Origin of the sequence: Streptomyces hilarionis, from assembly GCF_024539675.1 — a bacterium.
In the GTDB taxonomy this organism is placed as follows: Bacteria; Actinomycetota; Actinomycetes; order Streptomycetales; family Streptomycetaceae; genus Streptomyces; species Streptomyces hilarionis.
The window spans coordinates 1-19,354 of sequence record NZ_JAHHIT010000079.1 but is presented as its reverse complement, the minus strand read 5'-3'; the positions used below and the strand labels follow the sequence as shown (position 1 = coordinate 19,354).

Here is a 19,354-nt window from a genome sequence, read left to right as displayed (position 1 = left end):
TGAGCAGCCGTCAGGCCGCTGACGTGCGGAGCGACCGGCGACCCCGGCCGGCGCGGCCTCGGTCCGGGAGACGCCGGCCCCGAGCGGCCGCGGCCGCTCCCCCGCCTCGGCGTCGCCGCTGCCGAGCGGCGCGGCGACGACCGCGCACGCCGTCGGCCGTGACATCCCGTCGAAGCGCTTGCGCGGAAGCGGTTCGCCCGCGAGCCGGGTCCCGGGCCACCGGACTCACGCGAAGGGGACCGCCGGGCAGCGCCGCCGTTCCCGGTTCGCGTGCCGGCCGGCGCCCCGCCCGGACCACCGGACTCGCGCCCCGACGGCCGCCGGACGGGCCGCCGCTCCGGCATCGCGGCGTTCGGCATCGCAGGGTCGCGGCGTTCGGCATCCCGGCGTTCCGGCGGCGCGGCATCGCGCAGGCGCGGCAGGACGTCGGGGTGCCGGGATGTAAGGCACGTCGCCCCGCTGCCGCCAGTGGACCATCGCCTCGCCGCCCGGACGGCCGCCGCACGGCACTCCTGCGCCGCGTGGGGCGCGGAAGGCGGAAGGCCCCCGGGCCGGCAGGAGGCGGGCGCGGGGGCCGGGCGCCTCGCGGGCGCCCCTCAGTCGCCCAGCCAGCAGCCGCGCTCGTCCACGGGGCCGCCGGCGTAGTCGGACGTCAGCCGGTACACGCCCGCCCGGGGCACGGTGAGCCGGGTCCACTGGCCCTCCGCGCTGACGCACGCTCCCTCGGCCCGCAGCCACGGCGAGTACTCGATCCGCACCGTGGTCGTCCCGGCGCGCGGCATCCTCAGCTTGAGCTCCGCCTCTCCCGCGTGCTGCAACTCGGCCGGGGCGGAGACCAGCGGCAGGGTGTCGCGGACCCGGTAGATCTTCCAGTAGCGGTCCTGCCAGACGGGTTCCAGCCAGTCCTGGCCCTGCTTGATCAGAGCGGTCTCCTGTACCGCGGACCGGTCGGGTGTGCCGTCGTGCAGGACGACGAAGCCCACCGCCCAGTAGCGCAGCCAGGCGTGGTAGCGCGGGCCGTCGAGGTTCCCCTCGTAGAACAGCCGTCCCCGTTCCACGTCCAGCTGCTGGTTCCAGCCCCGCATCAGCTCGACGTGCGGGCCGAGGAGGGTGGCCCCGCGGTGGTCGACGTCCGTCGGCAACTCGACCCGGCCGCGGTTCGCGCCGAGCCGGTCGAGGGCAGCGAGCACTCCCTCGGTGTGCGTCACCCAGCCGGGAACGGGGTCCGGGCCGCGCAGATGCATCAGCGACGTGACGCAGAGATAGGAGACGGACAGGGCGGTCACCACGGCCATCGCGCGCATGCGGGAGCGGCGGACGCCGTTGCGCAGGCGGCGGGAGCGGCGGTGCAGTGCGGCGGCGAGCAGCACCGCCGGGGCGAAGAGCAGGGCGAGCCGCTCCACGTTGTTGCCGATCGGCGAGGGGATGACCCAGGTGAGGACGACTCCGGCGGCGTACAGGGCCCCGCTCGCCCGCACCACCCGCCATTCCCGCGGGCAGGCCCACAGCACGGCGGCGGACAGCAGCACGGGCAGGATCATGCGGCCCGCCGCCATGGGCTGTTCGCCCTGGAAGGGGAACAGCAGCGTGGTCAGGCCCACGACGACGACCGGGGGGACGACCAGGGCGAGAGCCTTGCCGAACTGCCGGTCGAACAGGTATCCGGCGCCCGCCACCAGCAGGAAGAGCCCGGCCACCGGGCTGCCCATGGTCGCGAACAGCGCCCCGAGCGCGGCGGCGGCGAGCCGGGCGGGCCGCGGGGCGCGGTCCGCGACGGCGAGCAGGCCCGCGAGCGCGAAGGCCAGGCCGAGGGCGAAGGTGGTGCGGCCGAGCACGACGTTGTACCAGAGGGCCAGCGCGCCCACCAGCGCGGGAGCCAGCGACACCCGCGCGACGGTGCGCTCCAGCAGCACGGCGAGCATCCACGTGGCGCTGATCCCGGACAGCACGGAGACGGCGCGAACGCCGATGAGTGCCATCAAATGGGGCGATATGACGCTGTAGTTGACGGTGTGGGTGCCGCCGAACCAGAAGAGCCCGTACGGCGTGTCCGGGTGCCTGCCCACGAATCCCGCCCACGCGTACTGCGCGGCGAGGTCACCGCCGCCCGTGGCGAGGAACGCGTCCCACCCCCAGTACAGCGGGAGGACGGCGGCGACGGCGAGGAGCGGGACGCGGTGTCTCGCCGACGCGAACGACCAGCGCGGTCTGCGCGGCCGGCGCAGCGCCGGTGCGAAGGGCGGGCGTTGCCGTGCGGCGGGGACCGCCAGAGTGGAGGACTGTACGGACATATCGACTTTCCCGGTGCGGTACGGACGCTTGACGGGTCCGCCGAGGAATCCGTGGCCCTGAGGCCTCCGGGAACTCGCGGACCCGCGCGGGCGTCACAGCCCGGCTTCCTCCGTCCGTCGTGCCCGTGCGCCCCACGGGCGCCTCAGGCCGGGTTCTTCACGCGGCCGGCCGGTGTCGGTGCGTCTCCCGCCCGCTGCGGCGGCGTGAGCGTTGGACCACGCCGCGCGTACCGCGCAACCCGCTGACAGCGCCAGCACCAGGAGGCCGACATCATGCACTGAACCGCTCCGCAATCGATGGAGGATCCGGACTGGGGCCTCGTACCCAAGCGGTCTACGGACACCGGCCGGAGCGCGCCTGAGCCGGTGTTCCGGACCTTCCCGGGCCGGCAACCCTCCACCGGCTTCAGCAGAGGCTATTTCCACAGGTCAGCCTCATGCAAGGCGATACCGTCGGCAGACAAGAACCCGCTGGTGAGCCGGTCGCCGACGCATCGGGCCCCCCGGTCCGGCGCAGGTCGCCGGGAGTCTTACGAAGTCGTGACGCGGTGGCTCCCGCCCCCGCGACGGCGGTCCGGCCGCCTACCGTGGGCGCAGGCGTGCACCGGCAGCGGGCCCCGCGGGGGTCCGCCGGGCCCTCGGCCGTTGCGCGCGGGGCATGCGGGAGTGCGCGTCGGCCGGGGTGCGCGGCGCGCAGGACCGCACGGGACCGGTGGTGCTGCCCACGTCCGTGAAGCTGCCGCGGGCGGCACCACCTTTCGGCGACCCGCGACCGGGTCAGCCTCCCGTGCGGGCGAGGACGTCGTCGAGGGTCTCCGCGCGTCGCAGCGGCTCGAAGACGACCTCGCCCCCGGGGCCGACGCGCACCCCGTGGACGGCGGGGTCGGGGAGGCTGTTGTAGTGGAAGGGGGTGGAGGAGTAGTACGCGCCCGTGTCGAGGAGGGCGACGATGTCGCCGGGCGCGAGCGGCGGCAGGGGGCGCGCCGAGGCGAGCAGGTCGCCGGCGAAGCAGCAGGGGCCGGCGATGTCCTGGGGCACCGGCTCGCCCGTCCTGGGGCCGCCGTCGGGTCCGTGGGCGGTGATCCGCAGGGGCCAGGCGGACGGCATGAACACCGTGCGGGCGGCCACCTGGGCGCCGGCGTGGGTGATCGCGACGCGGCGTCCGCCGGAGGTCTTGGTGTACTCCACCAGGGCGGCCGTGAACCCGTTCTTGGCGAGGAGGGACCGGCCGAACTCGGTGACGATCCGGTACGCGCCGCCGAACAGGCGCGGCACGCGGTCCTGGAGGCGCCGCACGTAGGCGTCGAAGCCGGGAGGGGGGTCGTCGCCCTCGAAGTCGACGGGGAGCCCGCCGCCGATGTCGATGCCGGTCACCGGGCGGCCGAGCGTGCGCCCGACCTCGTCGGCGAAGTCCACGGCCCTGGCGACGCCCTCGGCCATCAGGTCCAGGGAGCAGCCCTGCGAGCCGACGTGCGCGTGGACCCACGTCAGCCAGGGACGGGCGCGGTAGGCGTCGAGGAGGCGACGGCGGTTTCCGTCGTCGTCCAGCGCGACGCCGAACTTGGACGTCGCGGTCGCCGTGCTCATCGCCGCGATGTCCCCGCCTCCGACCTGGGGGTTGAGGCGCACGCCGATCCGGGAGGAGGAGGGGCGGCGCGTGAGGATCCCCTCGATGCGGTCGAGTTCCTGGAAGCTGTCGGCGTTCACCGCCACTCCCAGCTCCAGTGCGCGCGCCAGCTCCGCGCGCGTCTTGGCCGGGGAGTCGAGGACGATGTGGTCCGGGGCGAACCCGGCGGCCAGGGCCTGGGCGAGTTCGCCCGCGCCGGCGGCCTCGCAGCCCATGCCGAGGGCGCGCAGTTCCCTCAGCACGGGGACCAGGCAGTTCGCCTTCGCCGCGAAGGTGTGCAGGACGCTCACGGAGTCGGGGAACGCCGTGTGCAGCGCCCGCACGCTCGCGGCGACGCCGTCGAGGTCGACGAACGCGGCCAGGACGGCGTGGTCGGGGCCGAGGAGCCCCTGCCGGACGGCTGCGCGCAGGATGCTCTCGCGTCGTCGGGCGGCGGAGGTGTTCGCGTGCGTCATGGGCTGCGCCTTCTCGTCGCGGGCTCGGGGGCTCGTGCGCTCGAGCGGGGGCCGACCGGTCCGGCTGCCCTCGGCGGAAGCGGTTCCCGGCCGTCGCGCCGCCGCGCTCTCACAGGCCGAAGAGCCGGGCTCCGTTGTCGTGGCACACCGCCCGCAGCCACTCCTGTCCGAGGTCCAGCCGCTCCAGGGCCTCGAGCTGGCGGAGGTAGGGGTAGGGGAGGTTGGGGAAGTCGGAGCCGAGCAGGATGCGGTCGCCGAGCGCGGTCAGCCGGGGCAGGGCGCGGGTGGGAAACGGCGCGAGCCGCTCGGCGAAGTCGGTGAAGGTCATGGTCGTGTCCAGGCGCACCTCCGGGTACCGCTCGGCGAGGTCGAGGAACTCCTCGTACTCGGGCATCCCCATGTGCGCGACGATCAGGCGCAGTCGGGGGTGGCGTGCCAGCACCCGGGCGATCGGCTCCGGGCCGGTGTGTTTGCCGGGCGCGGGCCCGGAGCCGCAGTGGATCACCACGGGGACCCCCGCATCGGCCAGCAACCCCCAAGCCGGGTCGAGGAGTTCGTCGGCGGGGTCGTACGCGCCCACCTGCACGTGGGCCTTGAGGACGCGGGCGCCCGCCTCGACGGCCTCGCGGACGTAGGTCTCGACTCCCGGCTCGGGGTAGAGGGTGGCGGTGTGCAGGCAGTCGGGGGTGCGGCGGGCGAAGTCGACGGCCCAGCCGTTGAGCCAGCGGGCCATGCCCGGCTTGTGCGGGTAGAGCATCGAGGTGAACGCGCGCACCCCGAACTCCCGCAGCAGCGCGGCCCGTTCCGCCTCCGCCTCGCGGTAGGTGATCGGCCAGGCGAGACCGCCGGTCAGCGGTCCGAGCCCGTCGAAGTACTCCCACACCTTGCTCAGGACGCGTTCGGGCATGAAGTGCGTGTGGACGTCGACGAGTCCGGGCAGGCCGAGCCGGCCCCAGAACCGCCGGACCTCGGACGCCTCCGCGCCGGCACGGTGGTCGGGGGCGGCGGTGGTCGTGGGGTGATCGTTCATGGCGTCCACGATCGGCCCGGCCCGGGCGGCGGGTCCACTCCCCGGCGCCAGGGGCCGGTGAGGGATGCGTCACTGGCCGAAGCGGTCGCCGTGGTGCCGGTGGGCAGCCGTTCGGGAAGCATGCGGGTGAACCGGGGCGAGGGTTCGACGCCGAGCTCCTCGCGCAGCAGTCGGCGGAACGCGCGGTAGTGGCGTAGCGCCTCGCTGAGGTTGCCCTCGGCGAGATGCGCCGAGACGACGGCCCGGTGGGCGCTCTCGCGCAGCGGCTCGGCGCGCACGCTCGCCCAGGCCGCCTCCAGTGCCAGGGCGGGCCGGTTCTGCCGGATCAGCGCCTCGGCGACCGCGTCGAGCGCGTGCAGCCGCAGTTGCCGCAGCCGTTCGCGCTCGACGAGGACCCACTCCTCGTCCCAGCCCGGCAGCAGGTCCTCGCCGAGCAGGGGGTCCAGCGGGGACAGGACGTCGGGCGGCGGGCCGCAGCCGCGCACCACGGCGAGCGCCGTCCGGACGAGGAGGTGGACGTCCACGCACAGGCCGGGGGCGATCCGGAGGGAGTCCCCCCGGCAGTCGACCAGGGGCGGCTCCTCGCGGGGCAGCTTCCACAGGGCCGTGCGCAGGCTGCCCCGGGCGTGCTCCTCGGTGACCTCGGGCCACAGGGTGCCGGCGAGGACGGTACGGGTCGCCCTGCGGCGCAGTGCCATGAAGGCCAGGAGACGCTGGCCGTTGCGGCACGGTTCGGCGGTCCCGTCGGCCAGTTCCAGCCGGAACTCGCCGAGCAACCGCAACCGGGGCGGAGACGCCAACTGATCCTCCGTGGTGTTGCGCCGGCGGGGGGCGGCGTGCGACGTGGGTCGAGGAGGCCTCCGTCACCAGTGTCGGCCCCTCCCCCGGGTGCGGCAACCGCGTGCCCGGGGTCCCCGGTCCGCCGTGGCTCAGGGGATCTCCTGCTCGGCCCAGATGATCTTTCCGTCGGCCGTGTACCGGGCGCCCCAGCGGTGGGCGAGCTGGGCCACCAGGAACAGTCCGCGGCCCCCCTCGTCGGTGATACGGGCGTGGCGCAGCCGCGGCGCGGTGCTGCTGGAGTCGGCGACCTCGCAGGTCAGCCGGGCGTCGCAGAGGAGCCGCAGCCGGATCGGCGGGGTGGCGTAGCGGACCGCGTTGGTCACGAGCTCGCTCACGATGAGTTCGGAGGTCATGGCCAGGTCGCCCAGCCCCCAGGCCTCCACCTGCCGGGTCGCGCGGGCCCGGACGTCGGCGACGGCGGCCGGGTCGGCGGGCACGTCCCAGGAGACGACGCGGTCGGGACCCAGGGCGTGGGTGCGGGCCAGCAGCAGCGCGATGTCGTCGGACCGGGGCAGGGGAACCAGCCGGCGCACCGCGGACGTGCACAGGGCGTCGAGGTCCGCGTGGGACCCGGCGAGGGCCTCGCCGAGCAGGGCCATGCCGTGCTCCATGTCCTGATCGGCGCCGCCGATGAGGCCGTTGGTGTAGAGGCCGATCAGACTGTTCTCGGCGAGCTCGATCTCGGCGGCCTCGAACGCCATGCCGCCGAGTCCCAGGGGCGGCCCGGCGGGCGGCTCGGGGTAGGACACGCGTCCGTCGGGGGTGACGACGACCGGGGGCGGGTGCCCGGCGCGGGCCATCGTGCACCGGCGGGTGACGGGGTCGTAGACGGCGTACAGACAGGTCGCCCCGAGGAAGCCGGTCGAGCCCTGCGGAGCCGTGGCGTCGTCGGTGCGCTCCGCGCCGAGCCGCAGGACCAGGTCGTCGAGGTGGGCGAGGAGTTCGTCCGGGGGCATCTCCATGTCGGCGAGGGTCTGCACCGCCGTGCGCAGCCGTCCCATGCTGGCCGCGGCGGCGATGCCGTGCCCCACCACGTCGCCGACCACGAGGCCGACGCGTGCCCCCGACAGCGGGATCACGTCGAACCAGTCGCCGCCGACCCCGTCCGTGGGGTCGGCCGGGAGGTAGGTGGAGGCCACCTCCAGCGCCGTGCCGCCGACCAGGGCGTGCGGGAGCAGGCTGCGTTGCAGGGTGACGGCCGCGGTGTGCTCCCTGGTGTACCGGCGGGCGTTGTCGACGCACAGCGCGGCCCGCGCCACCAGCTCACGGGCGAGCAGCACGTCGTCGGGCTGGAAGGGGACGGGGTTGAGCGACCGGACGAAGGTGGCGAGGCCCAGGGCGGTGTTGCGGGCCCGCATCGGCACCGAGATGAGCGAGTGGAGCCCGAACGCCTCGATGTTCGCCGCCCGCTCCGGCTGCTCGGCCGTCCACAGCGCGTCGGACCCGTCCAGCACGGGGATGAGGATCGGCTCGCCGTCGATGAGCAGGTTCGCGCCGTGCGGCGGAGGGACGAAGTCCACCCGGTCCCCGACGCGCGCGACGGCCTCGGGGCAGCCCTCGCGCACCGAGGTCATGCCGGCCCGGCGCATCACCGGCCGGTCGCGCGGCGGTCCGGCGTCGGTGAGCCAGGCGCCGTGCCCCTCCGTGCTGAGGACGGGCTCCAGGAGGTCGACGATGACGAAGTCGGCGAAGCGCGGGACGCAGAAGTCGGCGAGTTCCTGGGCCGTGCGCATCACGTCGAGCGTGGTGCCGACGCGGGTCCCCGCCTCGTTGACCAGCGACAGCAGCCGGCGGGCCGACCATCGTTCGGTGACGTCCTGGACCATGTAGCAGACCCCGGTGACACAGCCGTCCGCGCCCTCCAGCGGGAAGAAGGAGGTGGAGTAGGCGTGCCGGCGGTGGGGGTCGGCCCAGCTCCAGCCGAGGTACTCGTAGTCGGTGACCGGTTCGCCGGTCTCCAGGACCTTGTGCATGAGCTTCTCGAGGGCGACCGCCTGCAGACCGGGCAGCAGTTCGCTGAGCCGGCGTCCCAGCCGCTGTGCGCGGGGCACGCCGCCGAAGCGTTCCAGCGTGTCGTTGAGCCACACGTAGCGCAGCTCCAGGTCCATGACCGCCATGCCGACCGGGGAGCGGGTCAGGAACCCGTCGAGGACGGACTGGCCGACCGCCCACCGGCGGCTCCGCTCGCGGGCCGAGACCAGGAAGCACTCGGTCGCGCCGATGCGGAAGGACGCGGACACCCGCAGGTCCGCTTCGAGGGCGCGGCCGTCACCGTGGCGCAGGGAGACGACGCCGCTCCACCCCATGCCGGCCCGGCAGCGCTCCGCGACGGCGGCCACCCGGGCCGGGTCGCGGGGCATGGCCACGAGCTCCGCGGCGGACCGGCCGACGACGTCCGGGGCCGCCCTGCCGAGGAGCTCCTCGGCCTGCCGCGTCCAGCCGGTCACCACGCCGTCCCCGGAGAGGATCGCCGCCGCGTCGGTGGACGCGTCCAGGAGATCGCCTGGACCTGCGGGCGTCGGGACCTCGGAAGCTTCTCGCGCAGAATCCATGGGCCGTCCTCCACACGACCATGGTCCTGCTAGTCCGCCCGTTGCGCACGGCGCCGGGCGGTCGCGGTCGCGGCCCGCCCGGCTTCCGCCCGCGCCGCGCGGGAGGCAGCATGGAAGGGCTGGAGGAGGATCCGATGACATCCGACCCCGTTCGCTCCGACGGCGACGTGTACCGTCCGCAGACGCCCCCGCCCACCGGACTGCTCGACGTGCTGAGCGTCTCCGCGATGGTCGTCGACGCCGACGGGCGCATCGTGTTCTGGACCCCGCAGGCCGAGGAGCTGATCGGCTACACCGCCGAGGAGGCGCTGGGCAAGTACGCGGCACGGCTGTTCATCCACCCCGAGCACCTCAAGGCCGTGGCGAAGCTGTTCGCGGAGGTGCTGGAGACCGGCCGCGGCTGGGCGGGCGCCTTCCCCATCCGGCACAAGGACGGCAGCACCCGTCTGATGGAGTTCCGCAACATGCGGCTCCAGGACGACCTCGGTGACGTGTACGCCCTGGGCATCGCCGCCGACCACACCCTGCTCCAGCGGGTGGAGACCGACCTCGCCCTGTGCGAGCGGCTGATCAACCAGTCCCCGATCGGGCTGGCCCTGCTCGACCCCGACCTGCGTTATCTCCTGGTGAACCCCGCTCTCGCGACGATCGACGGCGTCCCCGCCGAGGACCACGTGGGCCGTCTCCTGGGCGAGACCCTGCTGCTGCCGGACGTGGAGACCATCGAGTCCGCGCTGCGTCAGGTGCTCACCACCGGCACGCCGCTGCTCGACCAGTACCACGTGGGCCGTCCGCCGACCGACCCCGACCACGAGCACGCCTGGTCGCTGTCGTTCTACCGGCTGGAGGACCCCGGCGGGCGGGTGCTGGGGGCGGCCGCCTCGGTGGTCGACGTGACCGAGCGACACCGTGCGGCCGCCGAGGCCGACCGGGCCCGCCGCCGCCTGGCCCTCATCGCGGAGGCGTCCACGCGGGTCGGCACCACGCTGGAGGTGGAGCGGACCGCCCATGAACTGGCCGAGATCGCCGTCCCCCAGCTCGCCGACGTCGTCGCCGTGGACGTCCTGGACTCCGCCCTGGCCTGCCGTCGTTCGCGCCGCCCGGACAACGGCCCGGAGCTGTTCCGGGCGCTCGCCCTCAAGGCGGGCCATCCCACCGTGGCGGTGCGCGCCGCCGACTCCCCCGGCGATCTCGCCGCCTACGACGGGGACCGGCTGGTCACCCTGTGCGTGCACACCGGACGCCCGGTCCTGGTGCGGCACGTGGGCGAGCGCGACCTGCCCCGGATCGCCCGGGACGCCGAGGCCGGCGCGCTGCTGGCCCGGGCCGGCGTCCACTCCTACCTCGCGGTGCCGTTGATCGCGCACGGCGAGGTGCTCGGCGCGCTCGACCTCAAACGCACCCGCAACCCGCTGCCGTTCGACGAGGACGACGTGATCCTCGCGGCGGAGCTGGCCGGCCGGGCCGCCGTGGCCATCGACAACGCCCGCTGGTTCCAGAGCGTGCGCAACACCGCGCTCACCCTCCAGCGCAGTCTGCTGCCCGACCACGCGCCCTGCCACACCGGTCTCGAGCTGGCCTCGCGCTACCAGCCCGCCCAGGCCACCAGCGAGGTGGGCGGCGACTGGTACGACGTCATCCCGCTGGACGACGACAAGACGGCGCTGGTCGTCGGCGACGTGATGGGCAACGGGATCGACGCGGCCGCCACCATGGGCCGGCTGCGCACCGCCACCTGCGCCTACGCGGACCTCGACCTGGAGCCCGCCGCCGTGCTCCAGCACCTGGACAAGATCACCTGCGATCTGGAGCACTACATCGTCACGTGTCTGTACGCCGTGTTCGATCCCCGGTCCGGGCAGTGTCTCGTGGCGAACGCCGGGCACATGCCGCCCGCGCTGGCCCGTCCCGGCCGGCGCCCCCGGCTGCTCGACCTGCCCGCCGGGGCCCCGCTGGGCGTGGGCGGCGTGCCCTTCGAGGCCACGACGACCGAACTCTCCCCCGGCGACCTGCTGGTCCTCTACACGGACGGCCTCGTCGAGACCCGCCACCACTCCATCGACGACCGGCTGGAGGTCCTGCTGAGCTTCCTGGACGAGCCGGAACGTGCGCTGGAGGAGATCTGCGACCTGCTGCTGTACGGTCTGCGCCACCCCGAGGACCACGACGACGTCGCCCTGCTCGTGGCCCGGGCCACGGCTTCCTGAGGGAGCCGTGGCCGGCCGTTCACCGAGGCGCCTCCTCCGGCGGCGACGCCCCGGCCGGCCCGTCGGCCAGCACGAGGGAGGCGATGTGCGCGGTGACCGTGTCCAGGACGCCGGTCCAGGCGGCCTCCTCGCCGAGCACGAGGTAGTTGAGGGTCAGGCCGTCGGTCATCGCGGCCAGGTAGCGGGCGAGCACGGTGACGGGCACCCGCAGTTCGAGGTCCATGCCGGCGCGGAGCTGTTCGATGAGGTCGGTGTAGGCCTCGCCGTACATCTCGTGCTGACGGCGCGCCAGGTGCTCGAACCCGGGCTGGCGCAGGGCGTACTGGGTGAGTTCGTAGGTCAGCATGTGCTCGTCGGGGTGCGCGCGCACATGGTCCCAGTAGGCCCGGAAGCCGGCCCTGACGGTGTCCTCGAGGGTGGCCCTGGGGCGCAGGGCCTCCTCGACCAGGGTCACGGAGTGGTCGGTGATGGTGGTGATGACGGACTCCACCAGGGCCTGCTTGGAGTCGAAGCAGTAGTGGAAGACGCTGAGGGACACGCCCGCCTCGGCGGCGATCGCCCGGGTCGTCGTCTTGGCGACGCCGTCCCGGGTCATGACCCTGATCGCCGCTTCGGTCAGCTGACGGCGCCGTTCGGCCGACGGCATCCGTGCCATGAGCGTGTCCTTCGCGTTCGTCGTGCGGCGGCCGTCAGCTGCTGTAGACGCCCACCTCGTGCAGGGAGTATCCCCAGTCGGTGCCGCGGCTCAGACCGTGCACCCGGACGTAGCGGGCCGGCGTGCCGGTGAAGGAGGCCGTGTCGAGGCCGCCGTCGCCCGACGCGGTGGACCAGGCGGTCTGCCAGTTCGTCCCGTCGGTGGAGAGCTCGATGCGGTAGGCCTTGCCGTACGCGCGCTCCCAGTCGAGGGTGACGCGCTTGACGAGGTTGGTGGCGCCCAGGTCGATGCTCAGCCACTGGTCGTCGCTCCAGTCGCTGGCCCAGCGGGTGTCCGTGTCGCCGTCCACCGCCCGGTCCGGCCGGTAGCTGGTGAACGGGTTGGACTCCGACGAACTGGCCGTCGCCGCGGCCCCCTTGGCGAGGTTGGTCCCCGCCTGGTGCCGCTCGGAGGCGCCCCAGGTGTCGAGGTAGGACTCGGCGCCCCGCAGCAGGTCCTTCACCACGTCCTGGCCGCCGACGCGGCGGATGTCCTCGATCCAGTCCGGGATCATGCCGACGTGGGCGGCGCCGTCGGTGTTGACGTCGAAGGTGCGCGAGCCGGTCGTCAGCCGGTCGACGACGGAGCCGCCGTCGGCGCTGCGGAACGGGTAGGTCACCTTGTCCGCCGCGTCGGCGCCGCGCGGGGCGGGGTGGTCGCCGATGCCGTTGAAGTCGGTGCCGTAGCCGTAGCCGACGCCGTACTTGTCCCGCAGCGCCTTGGTGCGCTGCGCCTCCGCGACGAACCCCTGCGAGCCGTGCATGTACTGGGCGACGAAGCCGCCGAGGCCGTAGACCCGCTCGGTCCAGTCCAGGTCCATCCAGCTGTGCGAGGAGATGACGCCCGGGTAGGACGCGGCCTGGAGGATGTCGAGCACCCGGCCGACGGCCTTGACGCTCATGTGGTCGATCTCCAGCATCATCTTGCGTTTCATCATGCCGCGCGCCGCGTACTCGCCGAGCGCGGTGAGGCCGCGGGTGTTGCACTGCGCGTCGGCGTCGTAGGACGGGACGCGGGTGCCCGCGGGCAGGTCCGCCTCCGCCTTGGAGGCGGCGGTGCCGATGGGGTTGTCGTGCTGCGGACCGGTGCACTTCTCGGTCTTCCAGAAGGTGCCCGTCGACAGGAACTGGCCGACGTTGATGGCCGTCCCGAGGCCGCCCTCGTCGAAGCGGACGCCGCACAGCGCGTTGTCGAACTTGTGGCACAGGAACATGCTGCGCACGCCCAGGGAGTACAGCTCGTCCAGTCCCTTGTCGATGTCGGACCTGCTGCACTGCGCGATGTCGAGGATCTGCTTGCAGCCGAACGGCTCGGAGGTCTCGACGCCCAGGACGACGGCGAGCTTGCCCTGCTTGATGACGTCGCGGGCCTGGGCGCTGTCGAGGACGATGCGGAACCAGCCCTTTCCGGCGCCGCCGTACTGCTTGTCGACGTAGGCCTGGAGGTCGTAGGCCAGCTTCGCCTGCAACCGGATCGAGGTCATCTCGTCGCAGCTGCGGTCCTTGAAGGGGTAGACGGAGCAGATCATGCCGTTGGTGACGAGGTCGTTGACGAGCACCCGCTGTCCGCCGCGCCAGGCCCGCTCGACCCAGGCGTAGTAGTTCGCCTGGTGGGTCATGGAGTCGTAGGCCGGCCAGTCCTTGAACGTCGGCCAGCCGGTCGGGTCGTGCTTGCCGTCGCCGCCGTGGGTGATGTAGTCGAAGATCGCGAGGGTGCCGTCCGGGTAGTGCTCGGGACAGTCCTTGAGCGCGTCGGCGATGCCGGCCTCGGAGAAGACCTTCCCGCAGATCAGGCGTCCGCCGAAGGCCTCGTTGGAGAACAGGTGGTTGTGGGCGTCGACGAACCCGCGCACGTCGCCTGCGGAGTCGGTCCCGGTGAACGGTTCGCCGGTGACGCCGATCTGCGAGTCGGGATTCGGCCTGGCCGTCGGCGTCCACCAGTCCGAGCCGGCCGCCGAGCTGGGCGTGGGGCCGAGGACCGCCGCGAGCACGAGGAGGAGGAGCGAGACGACGGTGGCGTCTCGGCGTCTGCGGTACGGGCGTCCGGTCACGGTCACGGCCCACGTCCTTCGGTCGGGGTGCAGGCGCGGTCGACGGGGGCGTTCCGCCCGCCCTCCAGTTGTCATGACCGGCGCAAGATAGTGGGACGAGGATCGCGACAGACTCCCTTCGAGTCAAGGGTCCGGGACGCTTGACCTGATGACCCCGGGCCGGGACCAATCCCCCTGCTCCGCCCGCCGGTTGACGCCGCCGACCGGCGAACGCCCTCCGCGCGGGCGTCGGCCGGCTCCCGGACGCCCTCGCGATCCGCACGGCGCCGGCGAGGCGCCCGCTCACCTCAGGGCCGGAACACGGAGCCGCCGGGATGTCGCCCACCCGCATGTTTTGAACACGTTCAAATAAGGGGTAGGGTCCTGTGCGACAGAGAGGGGGCCTTCTCGTGAAGATCGTGCTGCCCGGGGGAACCGGGCAGGTGGGGACCGTTCTGCGCCGTGCGCTGACCGCGGCCGGACACGAGGTCGTGGTGCTGAGCCGGCGGCCCGCGGGCCACGGCGAGATCCTGTGGGACGGCAGGACGCCCGGCCCCTGGACCGAGGCGGTCGACGGCAGCGACGCCGTCGTCAACCTGGCCGGCCGCAGCGTCAGCTGCCGCTACACGCCCGTCAACCTCAAGGCGATGATGGACTCGCGGGTGGACTCGGCGCGGGTCGTGGGCGAGGCGATCGCCGCGGCCGCGCGGCCGCCGAAGGTCTGGCTCCAGATGAGCACCGCCACCGTCTACGCCCACCGGTTCGACGCCCCCAACGACGAGGCCACCGGCGTGATCGGCGGCGACGAGCCCGGCGTCCCGGCGTACTGGGGCTACAGCGTCGACATCGCGCGGGCGTGGGAGCGGGAGCAGGAGAGGGCCGACACCCCGGGCACCCGCAAGGTGGCGCTGCGGTCCGCGATGGTGATGAGCCCGGACCGGGGCGGGGTGTTCGACGTCCTGCTGCGGCTGGCCCGGCTCGGACTGGGCGGCCCGGTCGCGGGCGGCGCGCAGTACGTCTCGTGGATCCACGACGACGACTTCGTCCGCGCCGTCGAGTTCCTCGTCGCCCGCGACGACCTGGACGGGCCGGTGAACCTCGCCGCCCCCTCGCCCCTGCCGCACCGCGCCTTCATGCGCGCGCTGCGCGAGGCGTGGGGCGTCCGGGCAGGCCTGCCCGCGACCCGGTGGATGGCCGAGCTCGGCGCCTTCGCCCTGCGCTCGGACACCGAGCTGCTCCTCAAGAGCCGGCGCGTCGTCCCCGGCCGGCTGCTCGACGCCGGCTTCGCCTTCGAGCGCCCCGAGTGGCCGGACGCGGCGGCCGACCTCGTCCGGCGGGTGCGCGCCCGCTGACGGCGGACGACACGGGCCCGGGGCGACGCCCAGGGCCGTCCGAGGGCCCGGGACCGCCGGGGGCACGGACCGCACGACCGCCGTGGACCCGGCGGCCGTGCGCGGCCGCGCGGACGTGCACAGGGGTCACGTCCGCGCGGCCGTCCCACGGCTCGGCCGTCCCACGGCTGCCGGTTCGTCAGCTCGTCGCGCGCACCGCGTCGCCGACCAGGTCGGCGACGGCCTTCGGCCGGGACAGGGCCACCGCGTGCGACGCGCCGTCGAGCTCGACGACCGTCGCCCCGGGCGCCGAAGCGCTCCGCCTCGGGGTCGATCGCCTCGTCCGCTCCGGCGACCAGCGCCCACGACGGCTCGGTCCGCCAGGCCGCCGCGGTCGCGGGCACGTCGGCGGCGAACACCGACGGGGAGGCGTCCTCGGCGCTCGTCACCTCGACCGCCCGGTCTCCGCCCGGCACCGGGTACGTCCACCGCGGAGGCTCCCGGCCGGCGGCGAGAGCGGGAAGCGGCCCTGCAACTCGCCGAGGCTCTCGCCCTCCTCCAGCACGTGGGCGACGAGGTGGACGAGACCGACGACGTCCTCCGCGGCGCCGGCCACGGTGATGACGGCGGTGCCGCAGGAGTGGCCCACCCGGACCACCTGGCGCCCCGCTCCCGCAGGTCGGCGATGACGCCGGACCGGCTGCCCGCGTCGGCGAACGCGCCGTGGGCCAGGACGACGGCGGGGACGGCGGTGAGGGGTGCTCTCTCTCCCGAGGGCTCAGACGTGCAGGGCGTCGCGCAGGGCGCCGACGGCCAGGGTGATGGCGGCCTCGGCGGCGTGGGTCGGGCGCAGGGCGTTCAGCATCACGAAGTCGTGGATGATCCCCTGGAACCGCACGGCGGTGACCGGCACACCGGCCGCGCGCAGCTTGTTCGCGTACGCCTCGCCCTCGTCGCGCAGCACGTCGGCCTCGCCGGTGATGATCAGCGCCGGCGGCAGGCCCGCGAGCTGCTCGGCGGTGGCGCGCAGCGGGGAGGCGGTGATCTGGGCGCGCTCGGCCTCGTCGGTCGTGTACTGGTCCCAGAACCACTGCATGCCGTCGCGGCGCAGGAAGTAGCCCTCGGCGAACTGGCGGTAGGAGCCGGTGTCGAAGCTCGCGTCGGTCACCGGGTAGAACAGCACCTGCTGGACCAGCGGGACGCCGCCGCGCTCCTTGGCCATGAGGGTGAGGGCGGCGGTCATGTTGCCGCCGACGGAGTCGCCGGCCACGGCCAGCCGGCCGCCGTCGAGGCCCTGGGAGGCGCCCTGCTCGACGATCCACCGGGCGACGGTGAAGTTCTGCTCGATGGCGACCGGGTAGCGGGCCTCGGGCGAGAGGTCGTACTCGGGGAAGACGACCGCGGCGCCGGCGCCGACGGCGAGCTCGCGCACCAGCCGGTCGTGGGTGTGGGCGTTGCCGAACACCCAGCCCGCGCCGTGGATGTACAGGATCACCGGCAGAGCGCCCTGGGCGCCGGCCGGCCTGACGACGCGGGCGCGGACGCTGCCCGTGGGACCGCCGGAGACGGTGATCCACTCCTCGTCGACCTCGGGCTTGTCGACCTCGCCGGACTGGACCTCGTCGACGGCCTTGCGTCCCTCGGCCGGAGGCAGGTCGAAGAGGTAGGGCGGGTTGGCGGTCGCCTCGGCGAACGCCGCGGCCTCCGGTTCGAGCACCGGCGTGACCGGCTCGACGACGTCGGACATGGCATCTCCTGCTGTTCTCGGTGTGCGCTGTCGTGCCCCGCCACGCTAGATCTGCCACGCTGCCACGCTTTGTCCACCGGTGCACGGGCGGTGTTCCGTCAGCGCACGGACCCGGTCGCCGGGGGAGCACGCGCCGCTCGCGGGACGGACGGCGCGGACCGGCCCCCGAGCGGACGGGCGGACGGGCGGACGGACGCCGGTGCGGCTCAGTGCGGCTCAGTGCGGCTCAGTGCGGCGCGGAACGCGGCACCGGTCCGGCGGTGTCCCGCCATTCGCGCGGGGACATGCCGTAGGCGGTCCGGAAGACCCGGCTGAAGTGCGTGGCGCTCAGGAATCCCCACCGTCCCGCGACGGCGGCGATGGTCCGGCTCCCCCGGCCGTGCCGCGCCAGGTCGCGCCGGCACTCCTCCAGACGGCGGCGCAGGATCCACCGCCCGACGGTGGCGCCCTCGTCCTGGAACAGTTTGTGCAGGTAGCGCACGGAGATGTGGTGGGCGCGGGCGATGCCCTCGGGACACAGGTCCGGCTCCGGCAGATGCAGTTCGACGTACTCCAGGATCCGCGCCAGCACCGGGGGCCGCGCGCCCGTGGGCCCGGGCGCCGCCGGCGCGGCCCTGCCCAACTGCTCGGCGGCGAGCGTCGACAGCACGTTCACCGCGTTCCGGGCGAGCGACTCGCCGAGCGGCGGGCGCGCCTCGGCGGCCGCCCGCGCGAGGTCGGACAGCAGCGGCGACAGCAGGGCGCCGAGCCGTGAGGCGCGGGCGACTGGCGTCCGGACGATCCTGCGCACGTCGTGCTCCGTCAGGTCCAGCAGCTCGACCGGGACGACGAACACCGTCGCCCGGAACGGCCCGCCGAACGCGAGGGCGGGGGCGCGCCGGACGTCGTAGAAACAGACGTCGCCGGGCGCCAGCCACAGCCCGGCGGGCCCGGGCCCGGCAGGTCCGGCGGGGCGGCCGCCGGATCCGGCCCCGCGCAGGCCGACGAAGAGGTACTCGCCGTCCTCCCGGGCGAGCAGCCGGTGGGCGGCGTCCGGCGTCGCGTCGCCGGGCAGCCGGGCGGGCGACTTCTCCTGCCGCACGATGTCGACGCCCAGGGGCGCGTGGTGCGTGCGCCGGTCGAAGGCGCCGGGACTGTCACAGGTGAGAGAACTCGTGGTGGGCATCTTCCGCCGTTGCCTCCGGGGAACCGTGGCTCATGTCGTGTGGACCGTAGGCCGCCGGATGTGCAAAAAGAGTGACACCGAAGTGAAAGCGCTTCACACGTCCTCGGGTGCTTCCCCCGCGCTGGGGTGTTCCGAGGCGAAGGCCCGCACGAGAGCGGGGAGGATGTAGCGGCCCGGCGCGTGCTCGGTGAGGAGATGGGCGTCGGCCAGGGCGGCGAGCAGCAGCCGGGCCCGGCGCACCGGCAGCCCGGCGAGATCCGCGACCGCCGCCGGGGTGACGACCGTGGCCGTCGACGAAGGGAGAGCGGCGGCGGTCGGCGGGGCGGGATCCGCCGCGACTGCCGAGGCGGGATCCGCCTCGCCGTGTCGCGGCAGCAGACGCAGCAGCCGCGCCGCGTCCGGCGCCAGCCGCCGGTAGGACTCCAGCAGGGCCGCGCGGAGCGCCGGGAGGGCGTCCAGGGTGCCGTGCGCCTCGCGCAGTTCGTCGGCGAGCGCGGCGAGCGGGAAGTCCCGTCGGCCGGCGGCGCGCGCGGCGACGGCGGCCAGCGCCAGGGGGAACCGGCCGCACCGGGCGGCGATCTCGTCGACGGCTCCCGGCTCGGCGGCCGACCGCTGCGCGCCGATCCGCGCGACGAGCGCCGCCCGGGCGTCCTCGGCGTCCAGCGGCCCCAGGGACAGCGCCCGGGCCCCCGCGACGACCAGCCCCGGCAGGGCCCGACGGCTCGTCACCAACGCCGTACAGCCCGGTGCGGCCGGCAGCAGCGCACGGACCTGGCCGGTGTCGGCGGCGTCGTCCAGGACCACGAGGACCCGTCGGCCCGTGAGCAGCGTCCGGTACAGCCCGGCCAGGGCGTCCACGCCGGCCGGCAGGCGCGACGGCACGACCCCGAGCGCGGTGAGCAGCCCGCGCAATGCCTCACCGGGCTCCACCGGCGGCCGCGCCCGGTCGAAGCCGCGCAACGGGACGTACAGCTGCCCGTCCGGGAAGCGGTCGGCGATCCGGTGCGCCCACTCCACGACGAGGGCGCTCTTGCCGACGCCGGCCGTGCCGCCGACCACCACGACCGCCGCGCCCGCGCCGACGGCGCCCTCCAGCCACCGCGTCTCGGCGCTCCGACCGACGAACGACGGCAGGGCCGGGGGCAGTTGGGCCGGCCGGACCGCACCGGCCGCGGCCCCCACGACGGGACGTCCGCCACCGCCTGCGACGTCACCGACCGCACCGCTCCCGGCCGCCACGGGGCGAGCGACGGGCCTGTCGCCGGGCAGCGCGACAGGAGGGGCGGGAGCGACCGGAGCAGCGGCGCCCTGCCCGTCACCGTCGCCGCCCCGGGACGTCGACGCCGTCGCCGGACGGGGGCGCGGGGAGCGCGGGGGAACCGGGTG

11 protein-coding genes and 2 pseudogenes are annotated in these 19,354 nt (G+C 74.5%); 2 read left to right on the top strand and 11 right to left on the bottom strand.

Annotation, left to right across the window (positions count from 1 at the left end; translation table 11 throughout):
* Positions 1–596: 596 nt before the first annotated feature.
* The 5 genes from KMS84_RS20430 to KMS84_RS20410 form a co-directional block, all read right to left on the bottom strand.
* Positions 597–2,291 (bottom strand): DUF8823 domain-containing protein, encoded by a 1,695-nt coding sequence (locus KMS84_RS20430; protein WP_256917790.1) that lies wholly within the window; start codon positions 2,289–2,291, stop codon positions 597–599.
* Between the two features lie 777 nt (positions 2,292–3,068).
* Entirely contained in the window at positions 3,069–4,373 is a 1,305-nt protein-coding gene (locus KMS84_RS20425) for a type III PLP-dependent enzyme domain-containing protein (RefSeq protein WP_256917789.1), read from the bottom strand.
* A 109-nt stretch (positions 4,374–4,482) separates the two neighbouring features.
* The gene (locus KMS84_RS20420; protein ID WP_256917788.1) at positions 4,483–5,403 is read right to left on the bottom strand and encodes an amidohydrolase family protein; all 921 of its coding nucleotides are present in this window, start codon (positions 5,401–5,403) and stop codon (positions 4,483–4,485) included.
* Entirely contained in the window at positions 5,400–6,203 is an 804-nt protein-coding gene (locus KMS84_RS20415) for an AfsR/SARP family transcriptional regulator (protein ID WP_256917787.1), read from the bottom strand. The genes KMS84_RS20420 and KMS84_RS20415 overlap by 4 nt, the downstream gene beginning before the upstream one ends.
* 129 nt (positions 6,204–6,332) lie before the next feature.
* On the bottom strand, positions 6,333–8,795 hold the full coding sequence (locus tag KMS84_RS20410) for a SpoIIE family protein phosphatase (protein WP_256917786.1): 2,463 nt from the start codon (positions 8,793–8,795) through the stop codon (positions 6,333–6,335).
* Between the two features lie 134 nt (positions 8,796–8,929).
* Between KMS84_RS20410 and KMS84_RS20405 the strand changes: the two genes are divergently transcribed.
* Complete coding sequence (locus tag KMS84_RS20405) at positions 8,930–11,002, top strand: SpoIIE family protein phosphatase (RefSeq protein WP_256917785.1); 2,073 nt, start codon at positions 8,930–8,932, stop codon at positions 11,000–11,002.
* Between the two features lie 19 nt (positions 11,003–11,021).
* Here the strand turns inward: KMS84_RS20405 and KMS84_RS20400 are convergent, their stop codons facing one another.
* Together KMS84_RS20400 and KMS84_RS20395 are read right to left on the bottom strand one after the other, a co-directional pair.
* Positions 11,022–11,657 (bottom strand): TetR/AcrR family transcriptional regulator, encoded by a 636-nt coding sequence (locus KMS84_RS20400; protein ID WP_256917784.1) that lies wholly within the window; start codon positions 11,655–11,657, stop codon positions 11,022–11,024.
* A 34-nt stretch (positions 11,658–11,691) separates the two neighbouring features.
* Positions 11,692–13,752, bottom strand: coding sequence for a discoidin domain-containing protein (locus KMS84_RS20395; protein WP_256917783.1), 2,061 nt, complete (start codon positions 13,750–13,752; stop codon positions 11,692–11,694).
* A 383-nt stretch (positions 13,753–14,135) separates the two neighbouring features.
* Here KMS84_RS20395 and KMS84_RS20390 point away from each other — a divergent pair, with 383 nt between their 5' ends.
* Positions 14,136–15,077: a TIGR01777 family oxidoreductase gene (locus tag KMS84_RS20390; protein WP_256917782.1), complete on the top strand. Its 942-nt coding sequence runs from the start codon at positions 14,136–14,138 to the stop codon at positions 15,075–15,077.
* Positions 15,078–15,255: 178 nt separating this feature from the next.
* On the opposite strand, the pseudogene KMS84_RS20385 reads toward KMS84_RS20390, so the two are convergent.
* The 4 genes and pseudogenes from KMS84_RS20385 to KMS84_RS20370 all read right to left on the bottom strand — a co-directional run.
* Positions 15,256–15,788 (bottom strand): annotated as a pseudogene (locus KMS84_RS20385) (alpha/beta fold hydrolase).
* A 46-nt stretch (positions 15,789–15,834) separates the two neighbouring features.
* Positions 15,835–16,803 (bottom strand): alpha/beta hydrolase, encoded by a 969-nt coding sequence (locus tag KMS84_RS20380; protein ID WP_256917781.1) that lies wholly within the window; start codon positions 16,801–16,803, stop codon positions 15,835–15,837.
* A 226-nt stretch (positions 16,804–17,029) separates the two neighbouring features.
* Positions 17,030–17,968, bottom strand: a complete 939-nt coding sequence (locus KMS84_RS20375) for a helix-turn-helix domain-containing protein (RefSeq protein ID WP_256917780.1) — start codon at positions 17,966–17,968, stop codon at positions 17,030–17,032.
* Positions 17,969–18,061: 93 nt separating this feature from the next.
* Positions 18,062–19,354: pseudogene (locus KMS84_RS20370) on the bottom strand (AfsR family transcriptional regulator); the annotation flags it as partial.

What these genes read in the sequence shown, in the direction of transcription:
- KMS84_RS20420 (WP_256917788.1), bottom strand. Translation starts at nt 5,403, where the DNA reads ATGAACGATCACCCCACGACCACCGCCGCCCCCGACCACCGTGCCGGC.
- KMS84_RS20430 (WP_256917790.1), bottom strand. Translation starts at nt 2,291, where the DNA reads ATGTCCGTACAGTCCTCCACTCTGGCGGTCCCCGCCGCACGGCAACGC.
- KMS84_RS20405 (WP_256917785.1), top strand. Translation starts at nt 8,930, where the DNA reads ATGACATCCGACCCCGTTCGCTCCGACGGCGACGTGTACCGTCCGCAG.
- KMS84_RS20375 (WP_256917780.1), bottom strand. Translation starts at nt 17,968, where the DNA reads ATGCCCACCACGAGTTCTCTCACCTGTGACAGTCCCGGCGCCTTCGAC.
- KMS84_RS20425 (WP_256917789.1), bottom strand. Translation starts at nt 4,373, where the DNA reads ATGACGCACGCGAACACCTCCGCCGCCCGACGACGCGAGAGCATCCTG.
- KMS84_RS20400 (WP_256917784.1), bottom strand. Translation starts at nt 11,657, where the DNA reads ATGGCACGGATGCCGTCGGCCGAACGGCGCCGTCAGCTGACCGAAGCG.
- KMS84_RS20380 (WP_256917781.1), bottom strand. Translation starts at nt 16,803, where the DNA reads ATGTCCGACGTCGTCGAGCCGGTCACGCCGGTGCTCGAACCGGAGGCC.
- KMS84_RS20410 (WP_256917786.1), bottom strand. Translation starts at nt 8,795, where the DNA reads ATGGATTCTGCGCGAGAAGCTTCCGAGGTCCCGACGCCCGCAGGTCCA.